Below are 14,279 nucleotides of genomic sequence, written 5' to 3'. Positions count from 1 at the left end.
CCGCCGGAAGAAGCCTGGTGATGTCCGCAGCCCCCGAGACCCTGTTTGCCCGCAAGCCCTACTGGGCCAAGCGCTTTGGCACGGCACCGTTCTTGCCGACCACGCGCGAGGAGATGGACGCGCTCGGTTGGGACAGCTGTGACATCGTGCTGGTCACCGGCGACGCCTATGTCGATCACCCGAGCTTCGGTATGGCGATCATCGGGCGGCTGCTGGAGGCGCAGGGGTTCCGGGTCGGCATTCTCGCGCAGCCGGACTGGACGTCGGCCGAGCCCTTCCGCGCCCTGGGGCGGCCCAACCTGTTCTTTGGCGTGACCGCCGGGAACATGGACTCGATGGTCAATCACTATACCGCGGAGCGGAAGGTCCGCTCCAATGACGCCTACACCCCGGGGGACGTGCACGGCAAGCGCCCCGACCGGGCGGTGATCGTCTACGCCCAGCGGGTCCGCGAGGCGTACAAGGATGTGCCGGTGGTGGCCGGCGGTATCGAGGCCAGCCTGCGCCGGATCGCGCATTACGACTACTGGCAGGACAAGGTGCGCCGCTCCGTGCTGCTGGGTTCGCGCGCGGACATCCTGCTGTTCGGCAATGCCGAACGGGCCCTGGTGGAGCTGGCGCATCGCGTGGCCGCGGGCGAGCACCCGCGCGAGATCACGGATCTGCGGGGCACGGCCTTCCTGCGGGATGCGGTCCCCGCCGGCTTTGTCGAACTGGACTCCAGCGAGGTCGATACGCCGGGGCCGGTGGATGCCAACCCCGACCCCTACGCGATGGTCTCGACGGCAACCTGTGCCGATGCCGAAGGGCAGGACAGCTCGGCGGTACAGGGCGAGCCGGGCACAAAGGTCGTGCGCTTTCAGCGGCAGATCCCGCGGGGCACGCCGCGCGACCAGACGGTGATCCGCATCCCTGCGTTTGAGCAGGTGAAGGGGGATGCGGTGCTGTATGCCCATGCCTCGCGGGTACTGCATCTGGAGACTAATCCGGGCAACGCGCGGGCGATCGTGCAGCGCCATGGCGACAAGGAGGTCTGGCTCAACCCGCCGCCGATCCCGCTTTCCACCCCCGAGATGGACGCGGTGTTCGACCTGCCCTATGCCCGCGCCCCGCACCCGGCATACGGTGATGCCCGCATCCCGGCCTGGGAGATGATCCGCTTCTCGGTGAACATCATGCGCGGGTGCTTTGGTGGCTGTACCTTCTGTTCGATCACCGAACACGAGGGGCGGATCATCCAGAGCCGCTCGGAGGACAGCGTGCTGCGCGAGATCGAGGAGATCCGCGACAAGGTGGACGGGTTCACGGGTGTGATCTCGGACCTGGGCGGGCCGACGGCCAACATGTACCGCCTGGCCTGCAAGGACCCGAAGATCGAGCAGAGCTGCCGGCGGCTGTCCTGTGTGTACCCGGGGATCTGCAGTAACCTGGATACCGATCACGCCCCGCTCATCCGTCTCTACCGCAAGGCGCGCGCGCTACCGGGGATCAAGAAGATCCTGATCGCCTCGGGGCTGCGCTATGACCTGGCGATCGAGTCCCCGGAGTACGTGAAGGAGCTGGTCACCCACCATGTGGGTGGTTACCTGAAGATTGCGCCAGAACATACGGAAAAGGGCCCATTATCCCGGATGATGAAGCCGGGCATGGGCACCTATGACCGGTTCAAGGCCATGTTCGAGAAATACTCGAAAGCGGCAGGGAAGGAGCAGTACCTGATCCCGTATTTCATTGCCGCGCACCCGGGGACCACCGATCAGGACATGCTGCAACTGGCGCTCTGGCTCAAGCGCAATGATTTTCGCGCCGACCAGGTGCAGGCGTTCCTGCCCAGCCCGATGGCGCTCGCCACGGCCATGTGGCACTCGGGCCGGGATCCGTTGCGTGGCATCCGCCGCAAGGCGAGCGAACGGGTGCCGGTCGCCCGGGGCTTCCGCGCCCGCCGCCTGCACAAGGCCTTTCTGCGCTACCACGACCCGAACAACTGGCCGCTGCTGCGCGATGCCCTGCAGCGCATGGGGCGGGCCGATCTGATCGGGAACGGGAAGCACCATCTGGTGCCGACCTGGCAGCCGGCCGGGACGGGGCAGGGCGCGGCGCGCCCATCCACGGGCGGGCGGATGACCCGCGGCGGGAAGGCTCTGAAAAAGCGCGGCCAGACCTTCCAGACCCAGCACAACGGGGTGGAGGCCGCGGCCCGTCCGGGGGCGAAACCAAAGGCCGAGGCCGCGTCGGCGGGCAAGGCGGGCGGCCGTTCGCCGGCGCCCCACGGTGGCAAGCCGCGGGCTGGTGCCGGGAAGCTCCGCAAGAAGGGGCGCCCGGCCGGCAAGCGGCCGCGCGCCTGACGGCGCAGTGGCTCAGGCCGACGCGTCGGGCGTCGGTACCTGGCCTTCCAGGCTGAGATTCAGGCCGGTGGTGGTGCGGTCGCCGGGGTCCAGGAAGTACAGGTAGGGGCCCACCACCGCCTCGGGTTCGGGCAGCAGTTCCGCGTTCTCACCCGGATAGTGGCCGGCCCGGAAACGGGTGCGCACGGGACCGGTGTCCACGCCATTGACGTGGATGAAGCGCGGCTCGTTGCGATGCTCGTGGGACAGGATGTCGATCAGGGCGTCCTGCGCTGCCTTGGCCATCCCGAAGGCCCCCCAGAAGGCCTTGCGCGCGTTCTGGGTGGAGACCACCAGGCTGCCGGTGGGGCTGGCCTCCAGCAGGGGCAGCACCGCCTGGGTCAGGAAGAACGGGCCGTGCAGGTTGCTGTTGATGACCTTGAACCACAGCTCCGGGTCGTAGTTCTTCATCGGCATCAGGGCGCCGGCCCAGCCCGCGTTCAACACCAGGCCGTCGAGGCGACCCAGCGAGTCACGGATGTTCTCCGCCAAGTCGCCGTAATCCTTGACCGTAGCCCCCTCGAGATTCAGCGGGTAGATCGCGGGCTGCGGGTGGCCGGCCTGTTCGATCCGGTCGTAGACCGCCTCCAGGCCCTTCAGGTCCTTGTCCAGCAGGACCACCGTGGCGCCGGCGGCGGCGCAGGCCTCGGCGACTGCCCGGCCGATGCCGTCGGCGGCGCCGGTGACGAGGATCACGCGCTGGTCAAAGGCGCCCGGTTCGGGACGGTAGGCGAGGAGGCGAGGGATATCGAGGTCGGTCAAGGATGGTCCTCCAGGAACAGGTGCGCCGATTCTAGTCCAGATTGTACGGCGGCTTCGAGCGTCGACGGCAGTGCGTGGGTCAGGTAATCCCCTGACAGGTAGCAGTCGGGCCAGGGCGTGCGGGGCGGTGGACGGTGCCGATCCAGATCGACCCGGGCGTCCACCGTCGCGCGGCGCTCGCAGATGCAGTGACCGGCTGCGGGCTCCCCCAGCTCGGGAAAGGTCCGTGCCAGCGAGCGGGCGACGGTGCGCCATCGGGCATCCGCCGTCAACGGTTCGAGGTCGTCGGCGGCCGAGATCACGACAGCCAGCCAGTGCGGGGCGCCCGCGACGTGCCGGGGGATCAGCCACTGGCCATGCTGGCCGAGCAGCCCCTGGAGAGGGGGCCGGTCCGTCAACGGCCGCGGGTAGCGCAGGTAGACGGTGCAGATGCTGCGCGCGCCCATGGCCTTGAGCCCCTGATGCGTGGCGCCCCATCGAGCGTCCGCTGGCAACAGGCTGGCGGTGGCGGTGGGCGTGGTGGCCAGGATCAGCGCGCGGGCGTTGCTGGTGTCGCCCTGGCGATCGTGCAGTCGATAAGGGGCATCCGGGCGTGTCGCGTCGCGCTGGATCGTCGTGATGCGGCGGCCAAGGTCCACGCGCGCACCCCGGGCCCGCAGCTCGCGGATGGCGGCGTCGGGGAACACCTCGCCCAGGGGACGCGCAGGGATCAGCAGGCGGGCGGCCTCCGGCCCGTGATTCAGGGCTCGTCGCAGCACGTTCTGGAAGATCCGCGCGGAGGCCAGGCGGGTCGGAGTGTTCATCACCGCCAGGCACAGGGGGTCCCACAGCCGCTCGATCAGGGTTTCCGGCTGGTGGCGGCGCCGCAGCCAGTCGAGCACCGGGAGGTCGTGTCGCAGGGGACGGTGCAGCAGGGCCGCCGCGCCGAGCAGGGCGCGCAGCCGGATACCAGTGGCGTGGCCGGGGAGGGAACGATAGAGGGCCGTGGCCAGAGCCGGCAGCCGGGGCGAGCGGGGTTCGAGCGCGAAGGCCGGGGATGCTGGCCGGCGGTCGGGGTCGAACATCCGCAGCCCGAACGGGACGGCGTGAAAGGCCGAGTCGGGGTCGATACCGACCGCGCGGATCTGTTCCAGGGTCTGCTGGCAGGCCCCCACGAGGATGTGCTGGCCGTTGTCCAGTGGGGTGTGGTCCAGCTCCAGGCTGCGGGCGCGCCCGCCGGGGATCCTGCCGGCCTCGATCAGGTGTACGGGCTGTCCGGCGCGCGCCAGGGCGAGGGCTGCGGTCAGGCCGGCCCAGCCCGCGCCGACCACGGCGACAGGGTGCGCGGGAGGGCTGGAGGCCATGGCGTCAGGCCGCGCGGCGGCGATGCTCGCGCTTCAGGCGTCGGGCGGTGCGCCAGGCGATCCACAGCTTGCGGATCGGGGTCAGGCGTACGCGGTGTTCCAGCACGCGGAAGCCGTCGTCCTCGATCTCGTCGAGCAGGGTGCGGTAGATCGCCGCCATGATCAGGCCCGGGCGCTGGGGGTAGCGGTCGGCAGCGGGGAGGTGTTCCTCGGCGCTGTCGTAGTAGCGCCGCGCCCGTTCGGCCTGTTCCGCGAACAGGGCGCGATGACGGTCATCGGTGATGTTGACCTGGAACTCCTCGGGTTTGACCTCGTGCTTGCGCAGCTCGTCGAGCGGGATATAGACGCGGCCGCGCATGGCGTCCTCGTGGACGTCGCGCAGGATGTTGGTGAGCTGCAGGGCCATGCCGAGGTCGTGGGCGTACTTCAGCGTGCGCCGGTCGCTGTAGCCGAAGATGTGGGCGGAGAGGATGCCGACCACGCTGGCGACGCGATAGCAGTACAGCGACAGGGTGGTGAAATCCGGGTAGCTGTCGTAGTCGAGATCCATCTGCATGCCGTCGATGATCTCGTCGAAATATTCGCGGCCCAGGTCGAAGGCGGCGATGTGGGGCTGCAGTGCCTGGGAGATAGGATGACGGGGTTCGCCCGCGAACAGGCGTTCGATCTCCTGGCGCCACCAGTCCAGCTTGGTCCGGGCGACGCTCTCCTCGCGGACCTCGTCGACGATGTCGTCCACTTCCCGGCAGAAGGCGTACAGCGCTGTGATGGCGCGGCGCCGGTCGGGCTCCAGAAAACGAAAGGCGTAGTAGAAGCTGGAGCCGCTCTGTGCGGCCTTCTCCTCGCAATACTCGTCGGGGGACATGCGCTCTCGCGTGGCGGGTGTCGAACAGGGACGGGAAGGCTAGCACAGGCAGTGCGCGAGGCGGGAGATTGCCCCCGAAGGCGGATTGTTGACCTGTATCAAGCCCGCTACCGGGCCGTGGTCGTAGCCTGTGATGATCCGATGCCTAAAATGGGCGGTACACGCTCGAGGGGGACCCGATGGAGCAGCGCCTGGTATTTGATCCGGAGATCCTGCGTCGCTATGACGTGAGCGGACCTCGCTACACGTCGTATCCCACGGCACCCCAGTTCCACGAGGGTTTCAACGACCGCGCGTATGCCGAGGCGGCGCAGGCCACCAATGGGGCGGACCCGGCGCGTCCGCTGTCGCTTTACGTGCATGTCCCGTTCTGCGACACGGTCTGTTTCTATTGCGCCTGCAACAAGGTCATTACCGGCAACTACCAGCGGGCGCAGCGCTATCTCGCGTATCTGGAACGCGAGGCCGCGCTGCAGGGCGAGCTGTTTGACGCGGAGCGCACGGTGGGGCAGTTGCACTTCGGCGGGGGAACGCCGACCTATCTCGGGGACGAGGACCTGCGATCGGTGATGGCGTTGCTCGGGCGCCACTTCCGTCTCGATGCCAGTGCCGCGCGCGAATTCTCCATTGAGATCGACCCGCGCGCGGTGCGACCCGGGACGATACCGCTGCTGGGCGAACTGGGGTTCAACCGCATCAGCCTCGGGGTGCAGGACTTCGATCCGGATGTGCAGCGGGCGGTCAACCGCATCCAGCCCTTCGAGGTCACCGCGCGCGCCGTCGAGCAGGCCCGGGCCCATGGGTTCGAGTCCACCAACTTCGACCTGATCTACGGGCTTCCGCTGCAGACGGTGGAGACCTACACCCGCACCCTGGAGCGTGCCCTCGAACTGCGCCCGGAACGCCTGGCGATCTATAACTACGCCCACCTGCCGCAGATGTTCAAGACGCAGCGCCAGATTCGCGAGGCGGACCTGCCCGATGCGGCCGAGAAGCTCGCGATCTTAAAGACGACCATCGAGCGGCTGACCGCGGCGGGCTACGTCTACATCGGGATGGATCACTTTGCCTTGCCGGACGACGAGCTGGCCGAGGCACAGCGAGCCGGGACGCTGCAGCGCAACTTCCAGGGCTATTCCACCCGTGCGGAGTACGACCTCGTGGCGCTGGGTCCCACGGCCATCGGGAAGGTCGGCGCGACCTACAGCCAGAACCTGCGCGAGCTGGATGCCTACTACGCCCGCCTGGATGCGGGCCGCCTCCCGGTCTTTCGGGGGCTGGAGCTGAGTGCCGACGACCGCCTGCGGCGCGACGTGATCAGCGAGCTGATGTGCCACTCGCGGATCGACTTTGCCGCGATCGAGGCGCGCCACGGGATCGTCTTCGCCGAGGTGTTCGGAGACGCGCTGCAACGGCTCCAGGGCATGCAGGCCGACGGCCTGGTGCGGATCGAGCAGGGCCGGCTGGATGTGCTGCCGCGCGGCCGCCTGCTTCTGCGCAATGTGGCCATGGCTTTCGACGCCTATCTGGCCACCGAAGGCCAGCCACGCTACAGCAAAGTGGTGTGACGGACTTGACGGCGATGCGGGGTCGCCGAAAGACTTGAGGGAGCACAACCGCCAACAAGGATGTTGCGGTGAAGACGACACGCTATTTCGAAGCCGTAAGGGCGACGACCCGATCGGCGTATGATCCGGGACGAATGGATCGTTCAGGCGATCGACGAGCCGCTGTACGAAGAAGTGCAGGGCGATGGACGGATCCGCCGATGGGCTTTGATAGACGAGGCAGAAGGACGCTACCTGCGTGTCGTGCTGTTGGCGGACGGGGAAACCGTTCACAACGCCTTTTTTGATCGAGGGTTCAGACGATGAAGCTGCAGTATTTCGGGGATACGGACACGCTTTACATCGAGTTTCGAGGCGATCGCGTGGCGGAAACGCGTTCCCTCGATGAAAACACGACCCTGGATGTCGACGCGGAAGGAGAGGTGTGCGCCATCACCTTTGAACACGCGAGCGAACGGACGGACCCGCAGCATCTCACGGTCGAGGGTATCGCTGCCTGACGCGAAGGACACTACACGGAGGCGTATGGGGGGTTAGAAGACCGCTCGTCACCGGCTCCGCCGACGCGGGCGCAGGCTGTGGCTCAGGATGATCCAGGCGTCGCGGGTGCGCAGGCGCGGGCGGGCGAAGACGTCGTCCTGCTGGCGCAGGCGCCAGAGGATGCGGGCGCCGCCATTGATGATGGCGCGGATTTCCAGCCCCAGGCGCCCGCGCAGCATCCCGCCCAGGGGCGCGCCGGCCCGCAGCAGGCGATCGGCGCGGGCGTACTGGAACTGCATCAGATTGCGTAGCTGGAAGGTGGTCTTTCCGGCCGCGAGCATGGCCTCGGTAACGCCGTACTGATCCATCTCTTCCTGCGGGAGGTAGATGCGGTTGTTCTCCTCCAGGTCCTGCTGCAGGTCCTGGTAGAAGTTGATCAGTTGCAGGGCCGAGCAGATAGCGTCGGAATGGCCCAGCATTTCCTCGGTCGGGTTCCCGTTCAGATGCAGCAGCAGCCGCCCGACCGGGTTGGCCGAACGCCGGCAGTAGTCCATCACCTCGCCAAAGGTCGCGTAGCGCGTCTGGTCGAGGTCCTGCAGGAAGGCATCGATCAGGTCGGAGAACGGGGCCGCCGGCAGGTTGAAACGGGCGCGGGCATCCGCCAGGGCGATCCATTCGGGATCGCGTTCCGCGGCCGGGTCCTCCAGGATCTGCACGCGTTCCTGCATGGCCAGCAGTGCCTGGCGGCGCTCTTCCACCGGGCGCGGGTCCTCGTCGGCCAGGTCGTCGGCGTCGCGGGCAAAGCAGTAGATCGCCGCCACCGGGTCGCGCAGGCGGCCGGGCAGCAACCAGGAGGCCACAGGGAAGTTCTCGTAGTGCGCCGTGGCACGCTGACGGCAGTGGCGATAGGCCTGGCGGATCCGGGGTTCCATCAACCATCAGCCCCCGCGGGGTGGCGGGCGTGATCAGCCGGCAAGGCTGCGCTCCGGGGCGGGGGCGCCGTTGTACCAGGCCCAGAAATCGTCGGGTTGCTCCAGGGCGCCGTCGGCGCCCCATTGATCCGGCTGCTGGTCCGCGTCGATGTAGCCCCAGTTGGCGATCAGGGTGGGCATGCCGGCGGCGCGTCCGGCCGCGATGTCGCGCTCGGCATCGCCCCAGTAGCAGTGGCGCTCCGGGGGCAGGCCGGTTTGCCGCGCCGCCAGCCACATGGGTTCGGGGTCAGGCTTGCGCTGAGGCAGGGTATCGCCGCTGACAACGGCCGCCATGCGTGCCCGCAGGCCGAGCGCCTCCAGCAGTGGATCGGTGAGCCAGCCCGGCTTGTTGGTGACCACGCCGACGGACCAGCCCCGGGCCTCGCAGCGGTCCAGGAGCTCGGCGAGCCCGGGGAACAGGGCGGTGGCCTGGCACAAGTCGTGGGCGTAGATCTCCAGGTAGCGCTTCTTCAGGTGCTCCGTGAAGTCGACATCGGCGTCGGGGAAGGCGAGTGCGACGAGGGCCTGCGAGCCGTGGGAGACATGGTTGCGCACCGCGTGGAAAGGGAGCGGCGCACGGTCGTACTCGGCCATCAGGGTGACCAGTGCCGCGTGCATGTCCGGCGCGGTATCCAGCAGCGTCCCGTCGAGATCGAACAGGAGCGAACCCAGATGGCGCGTCATGCGGGGGTGTCGTCGCCCCGGCGGGCGGCCATGAGGTAGTTCACGTCGGTGCGCCCCACCAGGCGGTAGCGACCGCTGAGAGGCGAATAGGTCAGCCCGGTCATCGCGGTGACCTCGAACCCATGGCGGCGCAGCGCGGCGCCCAGTTCCGAGGGCCGGATGAAGCGGCCGTACTCGTGGGTGCCGGCGGGCAGCATGTTCAGCAGGTATTCGGCCCCGACGATCGCCTCGGCGAAGGCCCGCGGCGTGCGGTTGATCGTGGACAGGAACAGCCAGCCGCCGGGACGCACGAGCTTCACGAGCGCATCGATGACCGCTTCGGGGTCGGGCACGTGTTCCAGCATCTCCAGGCAGGTGACCACGTCGTAGTCGCCGGCGTGGTGTTCGGCATGGGCCTCGGCGGTGGTATGCAGGTAGTGGATCTCCAGCCCGGCCTCGTGGGCGTGCTCGCGGGCAACTTCCAGGTGTTCGGCACCGGCGTCCAGGGCGGTGACGTGCGCGCCGCGCACCGCCATCGCCTCGGACAGGATGCCGGCACCGCAGCCGACGTCCAGCACCTTCTTGCCGGTCAGGTCGGCCTGGGCGTCGATCCACTCCAGGCGCAGCGGATTGATCGCATGCAGCGTGGCGAAGGGGCCGTTGGGGTCCCACCATTCGCGGGCCCGGTGCGTGAACTTGTGGATCTCGGCGCTATCGACGTTGGCGTGCGTCTGCGAACGGGATTGAGTCTGCGGGCTCATGGGATCGGTTTCCCCTCAGGCAATGGGCTGCTGGGTTTCCAGCACCCGGATGCGCCAGTCATCGGCTTCGGCGCGGAGGTCCTGCACGTTCAGCGTAAGCAGTTCCCGGTCGCGCAGCAACGGGCGTCCGGCCACGTAGACGTCGCGTACGGCATCCCGCGTGGCGGCATACACGATTTGCGCGCTGGGGTCGTGCGCCGGCTGCAGCTCCAGGGCCTGCAGGTCCACCGCGACCACGTCCGCCTCCTTGCCGGGCTCCAGCGAACCGATGCGGTCGTCCAGCCCCAGGGCGCGGGCGCTGCCGAGAGTGGCCATCTCCAGGGCCGAGGCGGCGGGCAGCGCCGCGGCGTCGCCGCTGACGGCCTTGGCCAGCAGGGCGGCGGTGCGCATCTCGCCGATCATGTCCAGATCGTTGTTGGAGGCGGTGCCATCGGTGCCCAGGCCGACCGTGATCCCGGCTTCCTGCAGACGCGCGACGGGGCAGAACCCGGACGCCAGCTTCAGGTTGGATTCCGGGCAGTGGGCGACGGACACCGGCCGGTCGCGCAGCTGGTCGAGGTCGGATTCGTCCACCTGGGTCATGTGCACGGCGATGAAGGGCTGGTCCAGCATGCCGAGTCGGGCGAGGCGCGCCAAGGGCCGTTCGCCGTGGTCACGGACGGCGTCGGCGACCTCGCTGGCCGTCTCGTGGACATGCATGTGAATCGGGGCGTCGAGTTCGCGCGCGCGATCGGCCACGCGCTCCAGGCTCGCATCGCCAACGGTGTAGGGCGCGTGCGGGGCCACATTGAAGGCGATCCGTTCGTGTCGGCCCCAGGCGGTCACCACGTCGGCGCCGCGCTGGAAGTACTCGTCGGCCGTGCTCGCCCAGGGGGTGGGGAAATCGAACACGGTCAGGCCCAGGGAAGCGCGGATACCGGTCTCGTCGACCACTCGTGCCGCGTCCTCCACGAATAGGTACATGTCGCTGAAACAGGTGGTGCCGCCACGCAGCATCTCCGCGACCGAGAGCCGGGTGCCGGCGCGCACGAACTCGGGCGAGAGCAGCTTGCCTTCGGCCGGCCAGATGTAGCGCTTGAGCCAGTCCATCAGGGTGTGGTCGCTGCCGATGCCCCGCAGCAGGCTCATGCCCGAGTGGGTATGGGCATTGACCAGGCCGGGAATCAGGGCGTGCCCGGGATGGTCGCGGTACTCCGCATCGGGGTATCGGGCGCGTGCGGTCTCCGTGGGCTCGATCGCCTGGATGACGCCGTCGCGGATGATCAGGGCGTGATCCCGCAAGATGGTGTCGCGGGGGATGACCGGGAGAATCTGGGGGGCGCCGAGGATCAGCGTCTGGGTCTGGTTCATGGGACACGGTCTGCGCGGGATACAGGGTCGCGCATGGTACCCGAAAGGGGCGGCGTTGCGCCGCCCCGGGGCGTTAAGGAGACGCTGATTGAATCGCGCGTCCGCGCTCGAGTCGCTTTTGCGTGCGAACAAGGCGCGGTGACCGCCGTGCAGTCATTCTGCACAAGGGAGCCGCAACGCCGTGTGCGCGCCCGTTTTCGATCAACAACGGGCGGCCGAGCCCGCTCTTTCAATCACTTGTCGGGTTGGTGCCCCCTGTTCCCCGAGCCTGCGTTGCGCCACTTGCGGGTAGAACCACTACCCGCTGCACGACGCGCCTTGTCTCGGAAAACAGGGGGCACCAACGCGGACGTGCGATTCAATCAGCGTCTCCCTAGCCGGCCGGCTTACTGCTGCGGCTGGACGCTCACGAAACGACGGTTGTGCGGACCGCCCACCTTGAAGACGACCTGGCCGTCGACCTTGGCGAACAGCGTATGGTCCTTGCCGCAACCCACGCCCTCGCCGGGATGATACTGCGTCCCGCGCTGACGAACGAGGATGTTGCCGGCGCGCACGACCTGACCGCCAAAGCGCTTCACGCCAAGGCGTTTGCTCTCGGAATCGCGCCCGTTGCGGGTACTCCCGCCTGCCTTCTTATGTGCCATGGTTCAGTTCTCCTGAATGCCTGCGCCGATCAGCCGGCGATGCCGGTGATGCGCACGGTGGTGTAGTGCTGGCGGTGCCCCATCTGCTTCTGGGAATGCTTGCGCCGCCGGAATTTCATGATGTGGACCTTCTTGGCGCGGCCATGGTCTTCGACCTTGGCGGTGACCTTGCCACCGTCCACCAGCGGGGCCCCGACGCGGACATCGTCACCCGCACCGACCATCAGCACCTGGTCGAATTCGACCTCGGAACCGGCCTCGGCCTCGAGCTTTTCGATGCGAATCACGTCGCCTTCGGCGACGCGGTACTGTTTACCACCTGTTGCGATGATCGCGTACATTTCCCTGGGACTCCGTTGCGATACCTTGTGTGGACCAGCCGACGGGACTGGTCTCGCGAAAGGGCGGAAATGCTAGCAGCGCTTCGCTTGCGGGTCAATGCCGGGACCAGCCTGCCCCCGGCGCGCGCGAACGACAGGGACGCCGGGGGACGAGCCGCGCCCGCACCCGCGCGAGCTTGTACATTCGGTGGCGTTTCCCTAGCATGCCTGCGCCCCTCCCGACCACTCTCAGAGCCCGCTTGCCTACCCCCATGTCCATTGACGCGATCCGAGAACTGGCGGCCGACGACATGCAGGCCGTCGATCAGTGCATCCGCGAGCGCCTGAGCTCGCCGGTGGTGCTGATCAACCAGCTCGGGCATTACATCATCCACTCGGGCGGCAAGCGCCTGCGGCCGCTGCTGGCCACGCTGTCCGCGCGCGCCTGCCATGTGCAGGGCCAGGACCCCGTCACGCTGGCGGCGGTGGTGGAGTTCATCCATACCGCGACCCTGCTGCACGACGACGTGGTCGACGCCTCCGAGATGCGCCGCGGCAACGAGACCGCCAACCATATCTTCGGCAACGAGGCCGCGGTGCTGGTGGGCGACTTTCTCTACTCGCGCGCGTTCGAGATGATGGTCGAGGTCGGCTCCATGCGGGTGATGGAGATCCTCTCCCACGCGACCAACGTGATCGCCGAGGGCGAGGTCATGCAGCTGATGAACTGCCACGACGCCGACGTCGACGAGCAGCGCTACATGCACGTGATCCAGTCGAAGACCGCCAAGCTGTTCGAGGCCGCCTGCCAGCTGGGCGCAATCCTGGGCGAACGCCCGCAGGCCGACGAACAGGCGCTGGCGCGCTACGGCATGCATCTGGGCACCGCCTTCCAGCTGATCGACGATGTCCTCGACTACTCCTCGGATGACGAGGTCACCGGCAAGCGCATGGGGGACGACCTCGCCGAGGGCAAGCCCACCCTGCCGCTGATCCACGCCCTGCGCGTCGGCACACCGGAGCAGCAGGCGATCGTGCGCCAGGCCATCGAGGACGGCGGGCGCGACCGGGTCGACACGGTGCTGCAAGTGGTGCACGGGACGGACGGCCTGGCCTATACCCGGTCCCGCGCGGAGGCGGAAACCGACGCCGCGATCGAGGCCATCTCCACCCTGCCCGACTCACCGCACCGCCAGGCGCTGATCGACCTCGCCCGCTTCGCCGTCGGGCGCAACCACTGACGACCGCGCCCGACCCGATTTTCATCCTGCGGGGGCATGGACACGCCCGGAGAGGCTCGGCATAATAGCGGGCTCGGTTCGGAGTGTAGCTCAGCTTGGTAGAGCACTGCCTTCGGGAGGCAGGGGTCGAAGGTTCGAATCCTTTCACTCCGACCAACCTTCTTCTTTGACCCTGGCTACCCGCCTGTGGCTCGCCGCAAACGGCCCGCCCGGGAGACCGCCAGGTCCCGATCACGTTCAGGTTCCGCGGACACGTCCATGACCGCCAGCACCCCGGCCGCTCGCGGCACCCTCTATATCGTTTCCGCCCCGTCCGGCGCCGGCAAGACCAGCCTGGTCGCGGCGCTCCTGGAGACGGTGGAGGCCGTGGAGGTCTCGGTCTCGCACACCACGCGCAAGCCGCGCGCCAGCGAGGTGGACGGGCAGCACTACCACTTCGTCTCCGCCGAGACCTTCCTCGGCATGATCGAGGACGGGCAGCTACTGGAACACGCCAAGGTCTTCGACAACTTCTACGGCACCGCGCGTGCCAGCGTCGACGAGCGCCTGGACGCTGGCGTCGACGTGATCCTGGAGATCGACTGGCAGGGCGCGCGCCAGGTGCGCGCGGCGGTACCGGACGCCCACTCCATCTTCATCCTGCCCCCCTCGCGCGACGAGCTGGAGCGCCGCCTGCGCGGCCGTGGCCAGGACGAGGAGGACGTGATCCAGCGCCGCCTGCGCGACGCCGAATCCGACTGCACGCATTTCCGCGAGTACGACTACACCGTGGTCAATGCCGATTTCGACGAGGCCGTGCGCGACCTGGCCTGTATCTTCCGCGCCAATCGTCTGCGCACCGTGGAACAGGAGACCCGAGCCGCACCCACGATCGGGAATCTGTTGGCGGCGGCGCCGGGGTCGGCGTAACATGCTAGTGAACTG

General features: G+C 68.1%; 15 protein-coding genes and 1 tRNA gene. 7 read left to right on the top strand and 9 right to left on the bottom strand.

Annotated elements, in window-relative coordinates; genetic code table 11:
• Positions 1–20 precede the first annotated feature (20 nt).
• A complete protein-coding gene (locus D103_RS0101900; protein WP_018875607.1) occupies positions 21–2,345 on the top strand; it encodes a YgiQ family radical SAM protein in 2,325 nt (774 codons plus the stop codon).
• A 12-nt stretch (positions 2,346–2,357) separates the two neighbouring features.
• On the opposite strand, the gene D103_RS0101895 is transcribed toward D103_RS0101900, so the two are convergent.
• From D103_RS0101895 to hpnD, 3 genes are read right to left on the bottom strand one after another with little or no spacing between them, the layout of a single operon-like run.
• Complete coding sequence (locus D103_RS0101895; RefSeq protein ID WP_018875606.1) at positions 2,358–3,146, bottom strand: SDR family NAD(P)-dependent oxidoreductase; 789 nt, start codon at positions 3,144–3,146, stop codon at positions 2,358–2,360.
• On the bottom strand, positions 3,143–4,489 hold the full coding sequence (gene hpnE / locus D103_RS0101890) for a hydroxysqualene dehydroxylase HpnE (protein WP_018875605.1): 1,347 nt from the start codon (positions 4,487–4,489) through the stop codon (positions 3,143–3,145). The genes D103_RS0101895 and hpnE overlap by 4 nt, the downstream gene beginning before the upstream one ends.
• A gap of 4 nt (positions 4,490–4,493) precedes the next feature.
• On the bottom strand, positions 4,494–5,354 hold the full coding sequence (gene hpnD / locus D103_RS0101885) for a presqualene diphosphate synthase HpnD (RefSeq protein ID WP_018875604.1): 861 nt from the start codon (positions 5,352–5,354) through the stop codon (positions 4,494–4,496).
• A 179-nt stretch (positions 5,355–5,533) separates the two neighbouring features.
• Between hpnD and hemN the strand changes: the two genes are divergently transcribed.
• The 3 genes from hemN to D103_RS0101870 all read left to right on the top strand — a co-directional run bounded on the left by hemN (position 5,534) and on the right by D103_RS0101870 (position 7,422).
• A complete protein-coding gene (gene hemN / locus D103_RS0101880) occupies positions 5,534–6,922 on the top strand; it encodes an oxygen-independent coproporphyrinogen III oxidase (protein WP_018875603.1) in 1,389 nt (462 codons plus the stop codon).
• Positions 6,923–7,042: 120 nt separating this feature from the next.
• Positions 7,043–7,228 (top strand): hypothetical protein, encoded by a 186-nt coding sequence (locus tag D103_RS0101875; protein ID WP_018875602.1) that lies wholly within the window; start codon positions 7,043–7,045, stop codon positions 7,226–7,228.
• Positions 7,225–7,422, top strand: coding sequence for a DUF2283 domain-containing protein (locus tag D103_RS0101870; RefSeq protein ID WP_018875601.1), 198 nt, complete (start codon positions 7,225–7,227; stop codon positions 7,420–7,422). The genes D103_RS0101875 and D103_RS0101870 overlap by 4 nt, the downstream gene beginning before the upstream one ends.
• 48 nt (positions 7,423–7,470) lie before the next feature.
• Here the strand turns inward: D103_RS0101870 and hpnC are convergent, their stop codons facing one another.
• The 6 genes from hpnC to rplU form a co-directional block, all read right to left on the bottom strand.
• The gene (gene hpnC, locus D103_RS0101865; protein ID WP_018875600.1) at positions 7,471–8,334 is read right to left on the bottom strand and encodes a squalene synthase HpnC; all 864 of its coding nucleotides are present in this window, start codon (positions 8,332–8,334) and stop codon (positions 7,471–7,473) included.
• Positions 8,335–8,367: 33 nt separating this feature from the next.
• Positions 8,368–9,057: an HAD-IA family hydrolase gene (locus tag D103_RS0101860; protein ID WP_018875599.1), complete on the bottom strand. Its 690-nt coding sequence runs from the start codon at positions 9,055–9,057 to the stop codon at positions 8,368–8,370.
• Positions 9,054–9,797: a bifunctional 2-polyprenyl-6-hydroxyphenol methylase/3-demethylubiquinol 3-O-methyltransferase UbiG gene (gene ubiG, locus D103_RS0101855; RefSeq protein ID WP_018875598.1), complete on the bottom strand. Its 744-nt coding sequence runs from the start codon at positions 9,795–9,797 to the stop codon at positions 9,054–9,056. The genes D103_RS0101860 and ubiG overlap by 4 nt, the downstream gene beginning before the upstream one ends.
• A 15-nt stretch (positions 9,798–9,812) precedes the next feature.
• On the bottom strand, positions 9,813–11,147 hold the full coding sequence (locus D103_RS0101850; protein WP_018875597.1) for a TRZ/ATZ family hydrolase: 1,335 nt from the start codon (positions 11,145–11,147) through the stop codon (positions 9,813–9,815).
• Positions 11,148–11,533: 386 nt separating this feature from the next.
• A complete protein-coding gene (gene rpmA / locus D103_RS0101845; RefSeq protein ID WP_018867867.1) occupies positions 11,534–11,794 on the bottom strand; it encodes a 50S ribosomal protein L27 in 261 nt (86 codons plus the stop codon).
• A 29-nt stretch (positions 11,795–11,823) separates the two neighbouring features.
• Complete coding sequence (gene rplU, locus D103_RS0101840) at positions 11,824–12,135, bottom strand: 50S ribosomal protein L21 (RefSeq protein ID WP_017941885.1); 312 nt, start codon at positions 12,133–12,135, stop codon at positions 11,824–11,826.
• Positions 12,136–12,386: 251 nt separating this feature from the next.
• Here rplU and ispB point away from each other — a divergent pair, with 251 nt between their 5' ends.
• From ispB to gmk, 3 genes are all read left to right on the top strand, one after another.
• Positions 12,387–13,355, top strand: coding sequence for an octaprenyl diphosphate synthase (gene ispB, locus D103_RS0101835; RefSeq protein ID WP_018867868.1), 969 nt, complete (start codon positions 12,387–12,389; stop codon positions 13,353–13,355).
• 79 nt (positions 13,356–13,434) lie between these two features.
• Positions 13,435–13,511, top strand: a tRNA-Pro gene (locus D103_RS0101830).
• A gap of 102 nt (positions 13,512–13,613) precedes the next feature.
• Positions 13,614–14,264, top strand: a complete 651-nt coding sequence (gene gmk, locus D103_RS0101825; protein WP_018867869.1) for a guanylate kinase — start codon at positions 13,614–13,616, stop codon at positions 14,262–14,264.
• Positions 14,265–14,279: the final 15 nt, after the last annotated feature.

It is taken from the genome of Thioalkalivibrio sp. ALE31 (genome assembly GCF_000377405.1).
Lineage (GTDB): Bacteria > Pseudomonadota > Gammaproteobacteria > Ectothiorhodospirales > Ectothiorhodospiraceae > Thioalkalivibrio.
Note: the sequence above shows the minus strand (reverse complement) of the source record. Positions and strands in the feature narration are given on the sequence as shown.